The sequence below is a fragment of the Asticcacaulis sp. W401b genome (assembly GCF_046503825.1).
Taxonomy (GTDB): domain Bacteria; phylum Pseudomonadota; class Alphaproteobacteria; order Caulobacterales; family Caulobacteraceae; genus Asticcacaulis.
In genome coordinates this window covers 60,557-78,211 of the sequence record NZ_JBKFEE010000007.1, presented here as the reverse complement: position 1 = coordinate 78,211, position 17,655 = coordinate 60,557, and the positions used below count along the sequence as shown (strand labels likewise).

At 62.5% G+C, this 17,655-nt stretch carries 13 protein-coding genes; 8 read left to right on the top strand and 5 right to left on the bottom strand.

Features of this window, described 5'->3' with window-relative positions:
• Positions 1-163 precede the first annotated feature (163 nt).
• Together ACK8OE_RS14850 and ACK8OE_RS14845 are read right to left on the bottom strand one after the other, a co-directional pair.
• On the bottom strand, positions 164-760 hold the full coding sequence (locus ACK8OE_RS14850; RefSeq protein ID WP_410273167.1) for a helix-turn-helix domain-containing protein: 597 nt from the start codon (positions 758-760) through the stop codon (positions 164-166).
• Positions 761-763: 3 nt separating this feature from the next.
• Positions 764-1,204 (bottom strand): hypothetical protein, encoded by a 441-nt coding sequence (locus tag ACK8OE_RS14845; protein WP_410273166.1) that lies wholly within the window; start codon positions 1,202-1,204, stop codon positions 764-766.
• A gap of 186 nt (positions 1,205-1,390) precedes the next feature.
• On the opposite strand from ACK8OE_RS14845, the gene ACK8OE_RS14840 reads away from it, so the two are divergent.
• The 3 genes from ACK8OE_RS14840 to ACK8OE_RS14830 are packed head-to-tail and all read left to right on the top strand — an operon-like array spanning position 1,391 to position 3,968.
• Positions 1,391-2,335, top strand: a complete 945-nt coding sequence (locus ACK8OE_RS14840) for an NAD(P)/FAD-dependent oxidoreductase (protein WP_410273165.1) — start codon at positions 1,391-1,393, stop codon at positions 2,333-2,335.
• Positions 2,325-3,497 carry an FAD-binding domain-containing protein gene (locus ACK8OE_RS14835; protein WP_410273164.1) on the top strand — a complete coding sequence of 391 codons (1,173 nt, stop codon included), beginning with the start codon at positions 2,325-2,327 and terminating at the stop codon, positions 3,495-3,497. Before ACK8OE_RS14840 ends, ACK8OE_RS14835 begins: the two co-directional genes overlap by 11 nt.
• A gap of 15 nt (positions 3,498-3,512) precedes the next feature.
• A complete protein-coding gene (locus ACK8OE_RS14830) occupies positions 3,513-3,968 on the top strand; it encodes a DUF3429 domain-containing protein (RefSeq protein WP_410273163.1) in 456 nt (151 codons plus the stop codon).
• Between the two features lie 3 nt (positions 3,969-3,971).
• On the opposite strand, the gene ACK8OE_RS14825 is transcribed toward ACK8OE_RS14830, so the two are convergent.
• A complete protein-coding gene (locus tag ACK8OE_RS14825) occupies positions 3,972-5,024 on the bottom strand; it encodes a pyridoxine 5'-phosphate synthase (RefSeq protein ID WP_410273162.1) in 1,053 nt (350 codons plus the stop codon).
• A 209-nt stretch (positions 5,025-5,233) separates the two neighbouring features.
• Here ACK8OE_RS14825 and ACK8OE_RS14820 point away from each other — a divergent pair, with 209 nt between their 5' ends.
• From ACK8OE_RS14820 to ACK8OE_RS14805, 4 genes are all read left to right on the top strand, one after another.
• The gene (locus ACK8OE_RS14820) at positions 5,234-6,520 is read left to right on the top strand and encodes an ABC1 kinase family protein (protein ID WP_410273161.1); all 1,287 of its coding nucleotides are present in this window, start codon (positions 5,234-5,236) and stop codon (positions 6,518-6,520) included.
• 170 nt (positions 6,521-6,690) lie between these two features.
• Positions 6,691-9,105 (top strand): TonB-dependent receptor plug domain-containing protein, encoded by a 2,415-nt coding sequence (locus ACK8OE_RS14815; RefSeq protein WP_410273160.1) that lies wholly within the window; start codon positions 6,691-6,693, stop codon positions 9,103-9,105.
• A gap of 70 nt (positions 9,106-9,175) precedes the next feature.
• Entirely contained in the window at positions 9,176-10,435 is a 1,260-nt protein-coding gene (locus ACK8OE_RS14810; protein ID WP_410273159.1) for an aminotransferase class V-fold PLP-dependent enzyme, read from the top strand.
• Positions 10,436-10,522: 87 nt separating this feature from the next.
• Positions 10,523-10,933 (top strand): hypothetical protein, encoded by a 411-nt coding sequence (locus tag ACK8OE_RS14805; RefSeq protein WP_410273158.1) that lies wholly within the window; start codon positions 10,523-10,525, stop codon positions 10,931-10,933.
• A gap of 6 nt (positions 10,934-10,939) precedes the next feature.
• Here ACK8OE_RS14805 and ACK8OE_RS14800 read toward each other — a convergent pair whose 3' ends face one another.
• Together ACK8OE_RS14800 and ACK8OE_RS14795 are read right to left on the bottom strand one after the other, a co-directional pair.
• The gene (locus ACK8OE_RS14800; RefSeq protein WP_410273157.1) at positions 10,940-12,121 is read right to left on the bottom strand and encodes an MFS transporter; all 1,182 of its coding nucleotides are present in this window, start codon (positions 12,119-12,121) and stop codon (positions 10,940-10,942) included.
• A 113-nt stretch (positions 12,122-12,234) separates the two neighbouring features.
• On the bottom strand, positions 12,235-14,232 hold the full coding sequence (locus ACK8OE_RS14795; protein WP_410273156.1) for a sialate O-acetylesterase: 1,998 nt from the start codon (positions 14,230-14,232) through the stop codon (positions 12,235-12,237).
• A gap of 255 nt (positions 14,233-14,487) precedes the next feature.
• On the opposite strand from ACK8OE_RS14795, the gene ACK8OE_RS14790 reads away from it, so the two are divergent.
• Entirely contained in the window at positions 14,488-17,646 is a 3,159-nt protein-coding gene (locus ACK8OE_RS14790; RefSeq protein ID WP_410273155.1) for a TonB-dependent receptor, read from the top strand.
• Positions 17,647-17,655: the final 9 nt, after the last annotated feature.

The window sequence follows — 17,655 nt, the reverse complement described above, 5'->3', positions numbered from 1 at the left end:
TCGGGGTAGTCGGTAAACAAAACTCTGTGTCTGTTTGCGACAGAAAGACACATTTGCGACGCAAATTGACAGCGTGACTGTCATTTTTCTATCGAAAGCGTTCGTTCGTGCGCGAAAAACACTCAAACCCTCATTCGTAGCGGTAACCGGCTGCGGGTGGGTATTAATTATGCACCGGCGACAGGCGTAAAGAAACGCCGCCTTGCGCCTCAAGCTGAAAGGTGACCCCGGCCCCGTCCAGAGCCTCCACCAGCGCCGTAAGACTGCTCAGGCGGAAGGCTTCGATCAGCGGGCCGGAGGTGCCGAGAATACGATTGACCGTCGAGGCCGAAACCTTGGCGCGGGCGGCTAATTCCCCATAGCTCCAGCCCAGCGCCGCGCAGCCCGCTCTCAGCAGAGCCGCACTCAGATGATTCATCAGCTCGCCATCCGTTACCGCGGAAGAACGCGGCATGACGGTGAGCGGTGACGGGCTGACATAACCAGTCCAGCCCGCAATCTCACCCTCTACCCTGTAGGGGGCACCGCGCACCTGATAGGCGCGGGTCACGCCATCCACCCCGACAATACGCACCGGCAGGCAGAAGGGCTTCTCGGCCTGCCCTGTCTTCATAAGGTCGAGCATCAGTTCACCCTGATCTTCTTTGGGCACGATGTCCATATATTGCGTCCCCAGAAGCTCGCGGTCGAAAATCAGTTCATCGCGCCCGACATAGTCGATCATATTGTATTGGGTGTCCGCCCACCACAGGGCCTTCATCTGCTAGGTACGCATCGCCTGCTCCAGACGCCGCTCAAACTGCGCCAGCTTCTGGATACTGTAATCTTCCTGAGACACATCCTTCAAAAGCAGCAGATTAAGAGTGTCAAAACCCGGCCCCTCCACATGGCGGAATTCGATCTGAACCTGCCGCTCCGTGCGCCCGGCCACCTGCAGGCGCACACTTCGGCGGCACGGGAGGGTGCGCTTGGTCAAAAAGGACAGATCAAGAAGCAAATCGGTCCGGTCATCCGGGTGAACGGTTTTCAGAAAACGGGCACGCAAGGGGTCGGTGCTTGAGTCGTAACCGATGAAATAATCCAACGATCGGGAACCGGTCCAGTCACCCCCGTCCGAGGGAAACACAATCCACGCGATACTGAATTTTTCCTCGATCAGAGACAGGATATGGCTCGACGACAGGACAGATGTTTTGGCGGGCACGCAGCTTCCCCATGCTTGATCACGGCCTTGCGAAAAGACCTACAGCCCTCCTGAAATCGTTTTCCGCGCTGCATACACGGATACCGCGAACCAAGGCAAGGGGTGTATAATATATATTTAACCTTATGTCACAGAGCCGCCACACCCCCATCTGATCCGTGTCCTTTGCCTGAGCGTAATGGGGTCATGTCACAACGTATCGGGATCATCGGGGCCGGGATCAGCGGTCTGTCGGCGGCGCAGCGGCTTATCGCGGCCGGCCACGCGGTCGATCTGTTTGATAAGGGGCGCGGCCCCGGCGGGCGTATGTCTACGCGGCGCGAGCGGATCAACGATACGGCGCACCTGTTCGACCACGGTGCGCAGTATTTTACCGTTCGTGATCCGCGCTTTGTGTCTCAGGTCGAGCATTGGGTACAGCACGGGCTGGCCGCCCGCTGGCCAGACGCCGGACCGGACGCCTTTGTCGGCACGCCCATGATGTGTTCGCCTCTGGCGCATCTGTGTGAACGTTTTGGCGTGCGATTTGCCACGCGCATTGAGCGCATCACCGGAGCACCCGGCGCGTGGCACCTCGCAACCGAAAACGACACCTTCGGCCCCTATGCGCAGGTGATTGTCGCCATCCCCGCTGAACAGGCGGCTGATCTGCTCTCTCCGTGGGTGCCGGACTTTGCGCAGACAGCCCGCTCTCACCTGTCGCAACCGTGCTGGACCACGATGGTGTCGTTCTCGGAAGACCCGCCCGACCTTGCGCCCGTGATGCGCGTTACGGGGCCCGTGCTGGCGTGGGTCGCTAATAATGCCGCCAAGTCGGGCCGCGCGAAAACCAGCGCCTGGGTGCTACAGGCGACGCCCGACTGGACGGCCGCCTATATTGACCTGAGCCGCGAAGACGCCGCCGCCCCGATGTTCGCGGCGTGGCAGGCGCTGATGAGTCGGCCCCTGCCGCAACCCGTCCTACTCAAGGCGCACCTGTGGCGCTATGCCCGCACGGGCGAAGGCGTGAAAGGGCGACTTTACGACAAAACACTGGGTCTCGGCGTCTGCGGCGACTGGCTGAAAGGGCCGCGCGTCGAAGCGGCGTGGCTGTCAGGTCTTGAACTGGCGGAGGCCCTCCTTGCGGCCTGAAGCGCTGACCCGTGCGCAGGCACATGAGCGGCTGAGCGCCTTCCTACCGCGCGCCGGAAGCGCCTACGCCCGTGAGCGCAATATCGACCCCGACCCCAAGGAAACCGGGCACGTATCACGACTCTCTCCCTATGTGCGCCATCGTCTGATCGGTGAATGGGAACTGGCCCGCGCCGCGGAAAAAGCACACGGTGCTGCCGCCAGCAAGTTTATCGATGAGGTATGCTGGCGGGCCTACTGGCGCGGCTATCTGGAGATGCGGCCGGCGATCTGGGCGCGCTATATGGATTACCTCCTCAGCGATGAGGCCGAAACCGCGCGCATCGGGGAGACTTACCGCGCGGCGATTGAGGGGCGCACAGGTATCGATGCCTTCGACGTCTGGGTCTCTGAGCTGATCACGACCGGTTATCTGCATAATCACGCCCGCATGTCGTTTGCCAGTATCTGGGTGCATACGCTGCGCCTGCCGGGGCAGCTGGGCGCGGCCTTTTTCCTTGAGCATCTGCTCGATGGCGACGAAGCGGCCAATACCCTGTCGTGGCGCTGGGTCGCCGGGCTACATACGCCGGGCAAGGTCTATCTGGCGTCAACGGAGGCGATTGCCACCTGCTCCGCCGGGCGGTTTCGACCGACCGGACTGGCGCAAAACCCAGCCCCGGTCATGATGGAGCCACCGCCCCCTGTGGTGGCGTTGCCGGCCGCCCAACCGGTCCCGCGCGCCCCTTCGGTCCTGCTGGTGACGTCGGAAGACCTCGGCGCGGACGGGTTTCGATTGGCGGAACAGCCAGTTGTCGGTGTGGCCGCACTGGTGACGGGCAAGGCCCCGGTCGCGGCGGCTACGGCCTCGGTGGCGCAAACACTGGCGCGGCAGATCGGAACCGAGATCCGCCTCTTTAGCTCGCGTGCGGAACTGGAAAGCGCTTTGACGGCATTCGGGACGCGCACCCTGCTCACCAGCCGCCTGCCGGTCGGCCTGACGCGGGCAGAGCTGAACGCCGTGTTGAACGACACCGGCGAACCCATCCACCTTTTTGAACGCACCCGCCTTTGGGACGCCGTGGCCTGGCCCGCCGCCGCCAGAGGCTTTTTTGCCTTCCGGCCGGTGATTGGGCACCTTATGGCGCTGACGGACCCCGGCGGGTTTCAGGATAAGCCCTAAGCGGGAGACCGAACTATGGACGCGACTCTGTCGAAACTGAACACCCGTTGGGTGATCGCGCTTACCCTTGCCGTAGGCCTGCCTTTTATGGCCGCAGCCTTGATGACGGCGCTTCATTTGCGCGTGCTAGGCCTTGGCGGACCGGACATCGCCATCACCTATGGGGCAGTGATTGCGTCCTTTCTCTGCGGGCTGCACTGGGGCCTTGTGCTGGGGGGGCGGGCTCAGGCGACGTGGCTTCTGATCCTGAGTAACGTCCTTTGCCTTTTGGCATGGGCAGGTGCGCTTTTGGCCCTGTCCGGGTGGCCACAGGCCGCATTAGGCGTTCTGATCGCCGTCTTCCTAAGTTTGCTGGCGGTCGATCATGTCCTGATGCGCCGGGGTTGGCTGTCGGCGGCCTTCTTCCGGCTGCGCGTGGTCATTACCTGTGTGGTCGTTGCGTGTTTAATTGGGGTCGCCGCCCTCACCTGAGCCTCAGCCCGCGCGCCGTAAGGGGGGGCCGGAGCGGCCCGGGGCCTGAGTCTGACGCAGATATTTGATGAGCATAATCCCCGCAAAACTGGCGGGCAGGTTCGCCGCGAACACCAGCGCCTCAAGACGCACCAACGGCCCGGCCAGCAGACGTTCTGCCGCATAAAGCTGAGGGTCTTCAAGGCGAGGCAGGGCCTCACGACAAAACCGCTCCAGCCCCTCTTTTAGCCGAATGTCCCCCATACCAGCGACACGCTCAGTAAGGCGTCTGTGTCTCTCGGCCGGGGTATCTTCTCCTCTGCCTGCCCCGGACATGCGTTCGCGCAAGGTTTTGACAGCCGCAGACAGCCCCTCATTCAGGGCCTCTGGCATCAGCCGCCGTCCGATATTGAACTGCCGGAAACTGCCCGATCGCGCCAGCACCCTAAGGTCAGCAGGCCGCAGCCCGCCCCCCAGATGCACCTCAACACCGTGACGATTGAGATAGCGCCCCAGACTGAGCACGTGCGATAAGGCATCAAAGGCCCGGTCGATATCGGGACTGCGCAGGCTGGCCGCCAGATGCGACATATCCAGCTCCACGGTAAACAAGCCGTAGCGCAGGGCCTGCTCCGCAGCCTCAAGCGTCGGCTCCAGCGTGACAAACAGCGCACAGTCGCTGTCCTTCAGCGTCTTCTGAACCTTCTGGATATGGCCTATATGGGATTTGAGGAAGAGGCTGGTGCTCGTCCATTGCGCGACCTTCGCTTCACGCCCCAAATAGATACGGTCGGCCTTAAGGCGACGCGCGCGCTCCACGTGATCGAACGCCGTCGTCACCCGCAAGCAGAAGTCTCTCTGCCGTTCGCCACAAACGTCCGCCACGCGCGCCAGATCGTCCTCCGAGATCAGGCCATGATCGGAGGTCAGGTGAATCATCACCCCTTCGGCCCCGCCTTCGATCACGCGGTCGGCCAAGTGCGACAGATCAACGGTTTCGCCGATGCCGAGCCCCGGTAGAAGCGCCGCACTTTCAAGACTGACGACCAGTCGGGGGCCAGTCTTAGGTCCCAACATCAAAACCTCCGTACACCACGCACCACGCAACCCGTTGCAACTCAACTGGTTTACGTCTGGGTGCAGGGGTCCGATGACGGCCAAAATGTCGCAGGGCACGGAGGCCTTCTTGCGCGCCTTGCGCATCCATCACCACCTGTGAAACGTAGACCACCTGAAACCGGTGCCCGTTGATGTCCGCAAAACCACCCCACCTCAGACCCTCCGCCATGCCGGCCGGACCTGCCTCGCGCCTGTTCGCGCTGGGGGGTCTGGCGGCGTCCGGCCTTGGCCACGTGGTCAAAGAAAGCGCCAGACAAATGTCGCGCGGACAAAAGCCCGACCTCGCCAGCCTGTTGTTTGATGAAACCAACGGCCTGCGCATGGCGGACCAACTGGCGCGGATGCGCGGCGCGGCCATGAAGGTGGGGCAGATTCTCTCTATGGACAGCGGCGACATCCTGCCGCCCGCCTTCACTCAGGCGCTCAGTCGTCTGCAACAGGAGGCCCACTTCATGCCGCGCGACCAACTGGAGCGCGTCTTGCGCAGCGCGTGGGGCGATGACTGGCGTCAGCATTTCGTGCGTTTTGACCTGACGCCCTTTGCGGCGGCCTCGATTGGTCAGGTGCACCGCGCGCAACTGAAAAGCGGCGAAGTGCTGGCCATCAAGGTGCAGTTCCCGAACGTAACGAAAACCATAGATTCCGACGTCGCCAATATTGCCGGGCTGCTGAAACTGCTGGGCGTGGCGCAGAAGGTGAAGGACCTGCCGGACCTGATCGAGACGGCGCGCGTACAGTTGCACGAAGAGGCGGATTACCTGCGTGAAGCCGCGCACATGGCACGCTATGCCGACGCCCTGTCCGACGATCCGACCTTTGTGGTGCCGCGTACTCATGCGCCGCTTCTGCGTCCCAACATCCTGCCGATGGATTTCGTCGAGGGCGAGCCGGTCGAGACGCTCACACACGCCCCCGCCGCCACACGCAATCAGGTGATGGAGACGCTGTTTGGTCTGGTGCTGCGCGAGCTGTTTGACCTCAGGCTGATGCAGACCGACCCCAACTTCGCCAATTTCAAATGGCGGCCACAAACGGGACAGGTGGTGCTTCTTGATTTCGGTGCCACGCGCACTGTCCCTGAGACTACTGTCGAGGCCTATCGCACCCTGATGCAGGCGGGCCTCAACGAAGACCGCGAAGGGCTAATCGTCGGCTTAAGCGAGATCGGGGCGGTCAATGAGCCCGTCCTGACCGCCCACCGCGCGCGCCTGAACGCCATGCTCGACATCATGATCGAGCACCTGCGGCGGCCGCTTCTCGATCTGGCGGATCGCCGTTTCGTACCGCTGATCCGTGAAAAGGCGCACGAAATCGCCATGGATCAGACGACCTGGCAAAGCCCGCCGGCGGATACCCTGTTCGTGCAGCGCAAGCTCAGCGGCATGGCGCTTCTGGGGGTGCGCATGCGTGCGACTATCCCTCTGAGAGCTATGGTCGCGCAGGCTATAGCCTGAGAAATGCCCCTTTCTGAGCGGGTATTTTAATGCCGCACGCCTGGCGAGATAACCCAAGGTACGCAGCCTGTGATTTTATATCATATTTAAAACTTCATTCACCCATCACGTAAGCGTCGTACAGCGTCCCTAGTCAGACCCCATTCCATTCATGTTTTGGGGACAAAGACATGTTCGCCTTCCATCTGCGTTCGCTGCGCGCCACCGCCTCCTTGTGGCCACTCCTGCCCACCGCGCTCCTGCTGGCTCCGGCGGTTGCGGCACACGCACAGCCTCAGCCTGTTGCCCAAGAGACGCAGGAAGTCATCGTCACCGGCACCCGTGAAAAGGGTCGCACCAAATACGAGAGCCTGACCCCCGTCGATGTCATCTCGGCGAAGGCGGTTCAGGACGGCGCGTCGGCGGAACTGGCCGACAATCTGGCGCAGGTCATCCCGTCGCTTCAGGTGCTGAAACTGCCGTCGTCGGACGGTCTGCAATTTATCCGCCCGGCGCGTCTGCGCGGCCTGTCGTCGGATCAGACGCTCGTTCTGGTCAATGGCAAGCGCTTCCACCGTTCGGCCTTTCTGGGCCAGCGCGGGGCGCAGGGGGCCGATCTGAACAAGATTTCGTCCTTGAGCGTCGGTCGCGTCGAAGTGCTGCGCGACGGGGCTTCGGCCCAGTACGGTTCGGACGCCATCGCCGGGGTCATCAATATCCAGCTGGATGAGCGTCCGGGCGTCAACGCCTATGTGCAAGGTTCGCAATATTACGAAGGCGACGGCGAAACCGTGCGCGCCGGTCTGAAGGCCGGAACGCGCTTCGATCAGGGCTTTTTGACCGCCTCGGTCGAATGGGCCGACGCCAAAATGACCTCACGCAGCCATCAGCGTCAGGACGCGCTCGACTATATGAAGGCCAATCCGGGCGTCGTTCTGCCCGACCCCGTGCAGCACTGGGGCGCGCCGGACAGCAAGAGCTATAATCTGGCACTCAACGGCGCGTTCAATCTGGGCTTTGCCGAAGCCTATGGCTTCGCCACGGCGGCCAAGGGCGAAGGCATCAACGATATCAACTGGCGCATCCCCTCGGCCACGTCGAACGCCAGCGTCTATAAGACCGTACCCAGCTTCCCCGGCTGGGATCTGAAATCGGTCTATCCGCTGGGCTTCACGCCGCGCGAACAGGCCAAGTATCAGGACTATCAGGCCGTGGGTGGCGTGCGCCACACCGGCGACGTCTTCAGTTGGGACCTGTCGGCCTCGGTCGGTGAAAACGAGACCAAATTCTACCTCTATAACTCGATCAACGCTTCGCTGGGCCCGTCTTCACCGTTCGACTTCTTCCTCGGCACCCAGACCCAGCGCGAAGTCACCGTCAATGCCGATGGCGTCTATCGCCTCGATCTGGGCCTGAGCGAGCCGGTCAATATCGCCTTTGGGGCCGAACACCGCAAGGAAACCTATAAGGTCGGTGCCGGTGACAAGGCCTCCTACGCTGTCGGTGCCGGCGCCAAGGACGGACTCGCCGTCGGCTCCAACGGCTTCCCAGGCTTCTCCGACCTGCAGGCCGGTGAGTGGTCGCAGGACAGCGACGCCGCCTATGTCGATGTCGAAGCCAGGCTGACGCCGGAATGGACGCTGGGCGGTGCGGTGCGCTACGAAGACTTTGACAGCTTCGGCAGCACCACCAATGGAAAGGTCTCGACCCGTTACGAGTTCACGCCCTTCTTCGCGGCGCGCGGCTCGTGGTCCACCGGCTTCCGCGCACCGACACCGGGTCAGATCAATTCGGTTTCCGTCTCACAGGGTCTGGATACGGTGACGCTGCAAGTGTTCACCAATGGCCGCCTGTCGCCGCTGAACCCGATCGCCGTCAGCAAGGGTGCGAAGCCCTTGCAACCGGAAGAGTCGACCAACAAGAGCGCCGGTTTCGTCTGGCGCACCGATTTCGGCCTGTCGGGCTCGTTCGACATGTATCAGATTGAGGTCGATAACCGTCTGGGACAGTCGTCCTCGATCACCCTGACGACGGCCGAAAAGAACGCTCTGGTCGCTCAGGGCTATCCGGCGGCGGCCAGCTTCACCTCGGTCTATTGGTACACCAACGACTACAATACCCGCACCAAGGGTATCGACGTGGTGACCACCTATGTGCGCCCGCTGTGGGATGGCCGTCTGAACCTGACGTTCGCCTATAACAACAACAAGACCCTGATCACCGGCGGGACGCTCAACGCCAACCCGACCACCAAGCGCGTCTTCGAAGAAGGCCTGCCGCAGAACAACGCCACCTTCACCGGCACCTTCCGCAAAGGGGCGTTTGAGTATCAGGTGCGTGCGCGTCACTACGGCGGCTGGACCGACTCGACCGGCAATTCCACCGGCGACATCTTCCAACGCTTCGGCGCGATGAACTTCGTCGATGCCTCGGTACTGTGGGACATGACCGACAAGCTGTCACTGAAGGTTTCGGGGGAAAACCTGTTCGACCAGTATCCGGAAAAGGCCGTCTTCCAGGCGTCGCGCGGTATCGAATATTCGCGTAATGCGCCTTACGATACCTATGGCGGTCAGTACTATGTGCGCCTGAACGCCAAATTTTGATTTAGGCTAAACTACCCTTTGGGGGCAGGTGTGAAAGCCTGCCCCCTTTTCTGTTTTTCGGGAACCCGCCATGCATCGCCGCCACCTTCTGAGCGCCGTCGGAGCGCTGCTGCCCGCCGTCGCTGCCGCGCAATCAGCACCCCCTGCGCTGACACCACCCTTGGGGCCGCAGGACGAGGCGGGCTGGGCGCGCGTGGCTGAGGCCTTTCCGGCACGACCGCAGGGGTTGATCAATCTGGAATACGGGGCCTTTGGTCAGATGCCACGCGCTGTCGAGGCGGCCTTTGCGCGTTATACGGCGCAGGTTAATCAGGAGGGGGCGGCCTTCACGCGGCGGGGCTTTGTCCCCTACTATCTGAAACTGCGTCAGACGATAGCCACAGCCCTGAACGCCGATGCGTCCGAAATCGCTCTGACGCGCAACGCCACCGAGGCGCTTCAGGCCCTGATCAGCGGTTACAACCGCCTGAAGCCCGGTGATGCGGTTTTGATGGCCGACCACGATTACGACAGCATGCAGACGGCCATGCAGTGGCTGAAAACGCGGCGCGGGGTCGAGGTGGTGCGCTTGGCCCTTCCGCATCCGGCCACGTATCAAAACCTGATCGACGCTTACGAACAGGCTTTGAAGGCCAACCCCGCGATCCGAATGATGCTGCTCACCCCTGTCGGTCACCGCAGCGGTCTGCGCCTGCCCGTGCGCGAGATCATCGCCATGGCGAAAGCGCGCGGTGTCGATGCGATCGTCGATAGCGCCCATGCCTGGGGGCAAAGCCCGGTCGATGTGCGCGCCGAAGGCTTTGAATTTGCAGGCTTCAACCTGCACAAATGGATCGGTGCACCCGTCGGCGTCGGTGCCCTCTTTATCCGCAAGGACCGGGTGGAGGCCATCGACCCCTATATGGGCGAAAGCGTCAATCCGCGCGATCCGGTTTCCGCCCGTGTTCATACGGGCACGGCCAATTTCGCCGCGCAAATGGCGGCCATAGACGCACTGGAACTGCACACAAAACTGGGCTCCGCGGCGGTTGAAGCCCGTCTGCGTTATCTGCGCGACCTGTGGGCTGAACCGGCGCGCGATCTGAAGACGATCGACATTCTGACGCCTGTCGATCCGCGCCTGCATATCGGCATCACCTCCCTGCGCCTTAAGGCCGATCCGTCGCCCGAAGCACACGCGGCACTGGCCAAACGCCTTCTGGACGCGCACGTCCTGTTCACCGTGACGCGGACAGGACTTGACGGCGGGGCCTGCCTGCGCGTCACGCCGGGCTATAGCTCGACCCCAGCCGATATGGCGCGGTTGCTGGGGGCACTGAGATCCGTGTGAGCCGCTTCCTGCCCGCAAGTTTCAGTGGACAGACGGATACGCTTGAGGCCTAATCCTGCGAACGATTGCACGATCGAGGGGATCAAAATGGGGCCCGATCCGCACACCGCCGCCGCTGCCTGGCAGCACGCCCACCCGCTGACCATGGCGATGATCTCAAGCGTGATCTCGCTGATCGTGGTTAGTCTGATCGTGCTGATCCGCTGGGGCGTCAGCTATAAGGCGTGGCGCTATCATCCGGAGGGGCCGCGCGGTTTCCTGAAGGACGAATGCGTGCGCTGGGGGGCGATCCTGCTGCCCTATCTGGTGCTGTCGATTGGCTTCAAATTCTTCATCTATGACCTGCATCCGGAATGGAACCGCCCGGAGGTATGGGCCGGATTCGTTATCGTGGCCATTGTGGGCCGCCGCCTACTGGCGCGTCACCCCTTCATCAAGGCCATGGGTCGTCACATTGATCTGGCCAGAGCGCAGGCCAAGGCGGCCGCCAAGGGCTGAGACGATTTACGCTTGGGGTTGAGCATAGACCCGCGACAGATGCAAAACACCGACCGCCGCCAGATAGACCGTACCGGCGACAAAGAATATCAGGCTGTAGGAGCCGGTATATTCCAGCACCACGCCTGAAAACAGCGCCATCAGCATAGCCCCCACGGCCCCCGCCGCCCCGCCAAGGCCGACGACGCTGCCGACCACCTCCGGCGGGAAGAGGTCCGACGGCACGGCCAGCAGATTGGCCGAAAAGGCCTGATGCGCGGCTGCCGCTACGGCTACGATCATGACGGACAGCCACAGCCACGGACTGAGCGGCACAGCGACCAGAGGCAGGATAACCAGCGCGCAGGCGAGCATTACGCGGCTGCGCGCCGATCCGACGCTGAGGCCTCGCGCCATCAGCCGCGCCGAGGCCCAGCCGCCGATGATGCTGCCCAAATCGGCCAGCAGAAAGATCAGCAATAACGGCACGCCAAACTGCCGCAGATCCAGACTGTGGGAGCGATAAAGAAAGTCCGGCAGCCAGAACAGATAGAGCCACCACACGGGCACGGTGAGAAACTTCACCACAATATAGACCCAGGCGCGCCGCGTCCGCAGCACCTGCGCAAGGGTGGACCAACTGGGCGGCGCTAAGGGTCGAGGGGCCTCCGCCGCCTGTGGTCGCTTGTAAATTCTGAACCACAGGATCAGCCATAGGAAGCTGACGAGGCCCGTAATCAGAAACGCCCCGCGCCAGCCATAGCTTTCTGTGAGCCACGGTACGAGCGCCAGAGTGAGCAGGGCCCCGGAGGCCGAGCCGGCGTTGAACAGACCGATGGCCAGCGCACGCTCCTGCGGGCGGAACCCTTCGGAAATCGCCTTCAGACGCGCCGGAAAGGTGCCGGATTCACCCACCCCCAGCAGAAAGCGGATCAGGCCAAACTGCGCGGTTGTGGTGGCGAGCCCCAGCAATGTGTGCGCCGCTGCCCACAGGGTAAAGGCCCCGGCATAGCCCAGCCGCGCGCCGACGCGGTCCATCAGTGGCCCGAAGGTCAGAAACCCCACCACAAAGGCCGCGTGAAAAGCAATCACCACGCCGGAATAGTCGATTTCCGACCAGCCCAGTTCGGCCTGCATCATCGGCTTGAGCAGGCCAAACATCTGACGGTCCATATAGGTCAGGCAGGAGGCCACAAAGATAAGGCCCACGACCCGCCAGAGTCCGCGCCGCGCGCCCGTTTCCATCGTTTCACTGTCCCGTCTTTTGTTTGCCTGATCATGGGCCAAAGACGGGGCCTTGTCACGCACGGGCACGCCACCGCTTATGAGCCGGGCGACAAAGACAGGGTGAAAGGCACGACCGGCAGGCCGCTCTTGCCATAGAGATTGACCGGCGGTGAGCCCTGCCAGGCGTAGCGCACCTGACGCGCGGACGCATCAGCGGGCAGGCGCACGGTGTCGCCCTCGACCTGCGCCGGAACGAAGCGGCACTTACCCGCGGCGTCACACAGCTCAAAGGTCGCCGCCTCGTGCGAGCCGTAGGCGATCAGGCTGCCACCCGTATCGGTAAAGCGCACACGGATACCATCGGCGGTGGCTTCAGCCTTAACCGGCGACGGCGCGCGCAACAGCGGACGGCCATAGGCCACGCGCAGCATCTCAGTACCCAGACGCGCCCCGACTTCGTCCTTATGCGCCGGGTGGATGTCATAGGAGACGCCGAGGTCGATCAGTACAGCAAGGCCCATATGCGGGTCCTTCGCCACGGTCAGGCGCTGCGCTTCCCGCAGTTTTGCCCAGTCATTATCGCTCGGCACAGCGCTACGCGGCCCATAGCCCGGCAGTTGCGCGATGATCACCGGCAGGGCCGGATCGTGGAAAAACGACCGCCACGAGGCCGCCCAGCCGTCCAGCAGCCCGGCATAGGTCGCCGCCGCGGCTGTATTAGTTTCACCCTGATACCAGGCGATGCCTTTTAGCGCCAAACCGTCGAGCGGGGCGATCATGCCGTTCCACAACATGCTCACGCCGCGCGGTGCGGCCCACGGCACGAAGGGCGGCGGCGTCTTCCAGTTGCGACGCTCCGCCCCGGTCTGATAGCGCCACGGGCCGGACAGATCGAGCGTCGGGGCCCCGCTCAGCTCAAGGCGCAACTCCCCCGCCTTGCCCATCAGGCCCCCGGCCCCCCGCTCATCCACCACGCGGATGGCGATAAGATTACGCCCGGCCTTGAGAAGACCAGCCGGCAGGGTGTAGGCGCGCGATTCGCTGCCCAGCAGCGTTGCGCCGACCACCTGACCATTGACCCACACCTGATCGCGCTCATCAATGCGCCCCAGCCGCAGGATGGCGGGTTTGCCCGCCTGTTCCGCCGTCAGTTCGACACTATGGCGATACCACATCAGGCCATCAAAGGCGCGCAAGGCGGCGATGCCGGAGCGCTCCCATGTGCCGGGCAGCGGCATCTGCGGCCACTGACGGTCATCAAAAGCCGGGGTGTGCCAGTTAGCGGCCGTCGCATCGGCGCTTTTGGCCCAGGCGTCCGTCGCCGCTATCAGGTCCGCCGTTGCGGCCTTCGGATCAGCCGCGAAGGCATTAAGGCGCTTGATATCGGCGGCATAGTCGGGGCGTTGGCCCAGAACCGCCGGGGCCATCCAGTCTTCGATCGAGGTGCCGCCCCACGAGGCCTGCACCAGACCAATGGGAGCGCCGGTATTGGCGGCGGCCATGGTGCGCGCCATATGCCAGCAGGCGGCGGAAAAGCCCGGCAAGGCCTCCGGCCCGGCCAGCGCCCATGCCTGTTCCGGCGTCACAAAGCGCTCGGCGCGCGGGCTGGCTGTACGCTTGACCTTGAACAGGCGAATGGGCTTGCCCTGACCCTCTTCAGCCGTGCGTTTGGGGTAGGAGGTATCACCAACCGACAGGTCCATATTCGACTGACCCGAACAGAGGAAGACATCCCCCGCCACCACGTCTTTAAGCGCGAGGCGGCTGCCATCCGATGCACTGATCTCCAGAGTGCCGCTGGTCCCGTCAGCAACCGGCGGCAGGGTGACGCGCCATTGGCCGTCGCCGCCCGCTTTCGCTGTGGCCGAGGCGGCCCCAAAGCGCACCGTGATGGTCGCCCCGGCAGGCGCATCGCCGCGCAGGCTGACCGGCTTACCGCGCTGAAGCACCATATGATCGCCGAACAAAGGGTCGATTCTGAGCGCGGTTTGCGGGGTCTGTGAGGCTTGGGGGGTTTGGGCGCTGGCGGCGGAGGTCAGCGCCATAAGGCCCGCCCCGATGACCGCAGCCCGTCGGGCGGTCTTCCTGATCATGCGTGTCTTCCTGTGTTCACTCTTGTTTTGCCCATCTGCGCACAGGCGCGGAGGTTTGCCCAGAGTTATGCCGCGAGGTAATCAAAAAAAGATACCGGTGTCTATTTTAATCCCGCATCTACGACCTAAGTCGAATGGCTATGTTTAAAGACAAAGGATTGAGCGTCAGATTCAAACTTGACACCGGTATCGAATTTGATTTACGCCATACCCATAGCCGGGCGAAGATAAAATAACGCCCGCGGAGGAACACCCATGATGCCATCTTTCCTGACGGGCCACCGGCCCTTCAAGGCGGCCTGCCTGTCAACCGTCGCCGCTTCCGCCCTCACCCTTCTGACCGGACTGAGCCCCGCCATGGCCCAGACCACCCCGGCCGCAGAGCCCGTCGCCGCTAACGACGGCGTCGAAGTCGTCGTGGTGCGCGGCATTCGCGGCTCTCTCAATGACGCGATGGAAATCCGCCGCAAATCGGATGTCATCCTCGATGGCATCTCCGCCGATGACATCGGTTCGACGCCCGACCTCAATCTGGGGGAGGCGCTGCAACGCATCCCCGGCGTGCAGATCAACCGCTCCGACGACCGGCGTGACGCGACGATCAGCGTGCGCGGCCTGCCCAGCGAATACACCAAGACGACCGTGATGGGGCAAAGCATCGCTGCGCCAACTCTGGGGACGCGCGGGTCGGGCAATCCGTTCGGCATCTATGATGCGTCGATCTTCGGCGGGGCCGATGTGGTCAAATCCTTCTCGGCCGACATGCCGGCGGGGGGGCTGGGCTCGGTCGTCAATTTGCGCATCCGCCCGGCCCTGTCGCGTAAAGAAGGCGGCGTCTTCCGCGCCGAGGCCCAGTGGGAAGAGACGACGGCCAAGCTCAACCCGGCCTTCTTCGTCACCGGCTCCAAGAAGCTGTCTCCGGACCTTGGCATCTACGGCACCCTGTCCTATTCGCGGCAACTGTTCCGCCGCGACACCATCCGCATCAATGCCTACACGGCCTATACGCAGGCGCGCCTGACGCAGTTGGCGGCGGGTAACCCCGCCTTTGCCATCCCGGCCACCACGGACGGCGTCGCCAATCAGGTCGTCTATCCCTCCGAAGTGCGTCAGTATTCGCGCACCTCCGACGGTTATCGCCTGTCGGGGGCCGCAGGCTTTGAATGGCGCGTCAATGACGCCCTGAACGTGCGCCTCGATGCCATTGCCACGCGCCGCGATCTGGATGAGGCCAATCTCGACATCCTGACGGCCTTTGCTTCGGACACGACCGGCATTGTCACGCCGCTCAGCAATCCGGTGAAGGTCGGGCAATTCGACCGCGGTTCCGACGGCACCATCGAAAACGTCTATGTCGTCAATAAGGTTCAGGCCAGCGACGTGCAACTGCCCATCGGCAACCGCGGGATGCCGTCGGTTGACGAAAGCTTTGCCCTCTATCCGCAGATCAATTTCCGCACCGGGGCCTGGCGCATTGACGCCATCGGCACGCTTTCCGAAGCCCTGGGCACGCGCGATGAATACCTCTATGAACAGCGCGTTCAGCCGACGACGGGCCGCACCGATACCAATGGCGACGGCATCGACGATACGACCAATGGCATCACTGCCGTGCTTGATACCGGACTTGGCGATTACAAAAACTACCGCCTTGATCTCAACCTGCCCTCGCGCCTGCTGAACGTCGTGGGCCCCTATACGGTCAGTGCCGGCAACGCCATTCAGGCGCGCAATGGCCTGCGCCCGGAAAACGTCGTCTTTACTGCCAGCGGGGCCAATCACCGCGTGCGCCGCAACCTCTATGCGCTGGACCTGAAGGCGGCGCGCGAACTCGATTTCGGCCCCATCACCAGTGTCGAATTCGGCGTCTATTATTCGAAAGAAAAGGCCCGGCAAATCTATCAGGAAAACGCCAATCTGGGTCTTCAGCTCAATAATCTGACCAACGACATCTTCAAGCTGAACGATGCGGTGACCAAGGGTGGCAACTTCTTTGGCTCAGGCGCGCCCCATGCCGAGATCAATAACTTCTGGTCGGTCGATTACCGCCTGATCCAGCAGCAGATCTTCCCGGTGCTCAACACCGTGCCGACCAATGTCGGTTTCACCATGACGGCGGCGCAACTGGCCACCTTCTTCCCGGAGCTCACCCCGGCGGCGCGCAACCGCATCACCTATGCGAAAATCCTTGAGCTGGCCCCGCGCAATGAACTGTCGGGCATGATCCAGCGCTTCCCGCTCAACCGCGTGGCCGGTCAGAACTTCCGCGCCTCGCGCGAAAACCTCGAAGCCTTCGCCCTGACGCGCTTTGATTTCTCCGAAGTGATGGACCTGAAGGTGCGTGGTAATCTGGGCCTGCGCTACGTCAAGGCCGATCTGTCGGGGCTGATCGAGGATCAGGCGCTGAACTTCTATCAGGCTCTGGGCTTTACCAGCGCCGACTTCCGCCCCGGCTACTTCCTGCCGCCGGAACCGGCGGGCGGCAGCTATGATGCGCTTTTGCCGTCGATGAACCTGATCGTCGATCTGACGCCCAAGCTGGTGGCGCGCGCCGCCTATTACGAGACGTTTGAAGCCTTTGATATGGTGGAGTTTTCGCCCGCCCCCACCCGCGTGCTGGAAAATGTCGATCCGGATACGGGCGAGTCGCTCAGCTCCATCCGCATCGATATGAACCGCTTTGACCTGAAACCGCGCAGCTCCAAGGCGTTTGATCTGGGCCTGTCGTGGTATAATCGCCGTGGCAATGTGGTGGCGCTCGGCTACTTCCACAAAAAGATTGAAAACAACATCGTCCTGCAGAACAACTATTGCCCGGTGGGGCAGAGCTTCAGCGCGGAGGGTCAGACCTTCGGGCCGCTCTATGTCGATGGCACGGGCTTCTGCCGCATTCAGCAGGGGGCCACAACCGACCTCGGCAATCAGCGCATCACCATTAACCGCACCATCAATGACCCCAACGCCATCACGGTCGAAGGCTTTGAGTTCCAGGTTCAGCAGGACTTCTCGTTCCTGCCCGGTCTCTGGAAGAATTTCGGCATGGTGTTCAACGCCACCAAGGTCACCTCCAGCGGAGCCAATGGCTCCAAACTCTACGGTGTGGCCGACAGCACCTATAACCTGATCGGCTATTACGAAGACGACAAGTGGCAGGCGCGTCTGGCCTATAACTACGCCTCTGATATCCTGCTCGAAGGCGGCTCGACCTTTACCGGCTCCTCCAGCCGCGTGCGCCCGCGTGGTCAGCTCGACTTCTCCGGTGCCTATACGCCCAACGGCACGACCGAGGTGCGCCTTGAGGTCTATAACATCACCAATTCGCGGCGCGAGGAGTACGAAGGGGTGGAGGCCTTTAACCGCGTTGCAGATTACGACGGCATCACCTATTCCCTCAGCGTAACAAAGAAATTCTAAACAGGCGTA

Coding starts and splice junctions, on each gene's coding strand:
- ACK8OE_RS14850 (WP_410273167.1), bottom strand. CDS start 760: ATGAAGGCCCTGTGGTGGGCGGACACCCAATACAATATGATCGACTAT.
- ACK8OE_RS14840 (WP_410273165.1), top strand. CDS start 1,391: ATGTCACAACGTATCGGGATCATCGGGGCCGGGATCAGCGGTCTGTCG.
- ACK8OE_RS14830 (WP_410273163.1), top strand. CDS start 3,513: ATGGACGCGACTCTGTCGAAACTGAACACCCGTTGGGTGATCGCGCTT.
- ACK8OE_RS14825 (WP_410273162.1), bottom strand. CDS start 5,024: ATGTTGGGACCTAAGACTGGCCCCCGACTGGTCGTCAGTCTTGAAAGT.
- ACK8OE_RS14820 (WP_410273161.1), top strand. CDS start 5,234: ATGCCGGCCGGACCTGCCTCGCGCCTGTTCGCGCTGGGGGGTCTGGCG.
- ACK8OE_RS14815 (WP_410273160.1), top strand. CDS start 6,691: ATGTTCGCCTTCCATCTGCGTTCGCTGCGCGCCACCGCCTCCTTGTGG.
- ACK8OE_RS14810 (WP_410273159.1), top strand. CDS start 9,176: ATGCATCGCCGCCACCTTCTGAGCGCCGTCGGAGCGCTGCTGCCCGCC.
- ACK8OE_RS14805 (WP_410273158.1), top strand. CDS start 10,523: ATGGGGCCCGATCCGCACACCGCCGCCGCTGCCTGGCAGCACGCCCAC.
- ACK8OE_RS14795 (WP_410273156.1), bottom strand. CDS start 14,232: ATGATCAGGAAGACCGCCCGACGGGCTGCGGTCATCGGGGCGGGCCTT.
- ACK8OE_RS14790 (WP_410273155.1), top strand. CDS start 14,488: ATGATGCCATCTTTCCTGACGGGCCACCGGCCCTTCAAGGCGGCCTGC.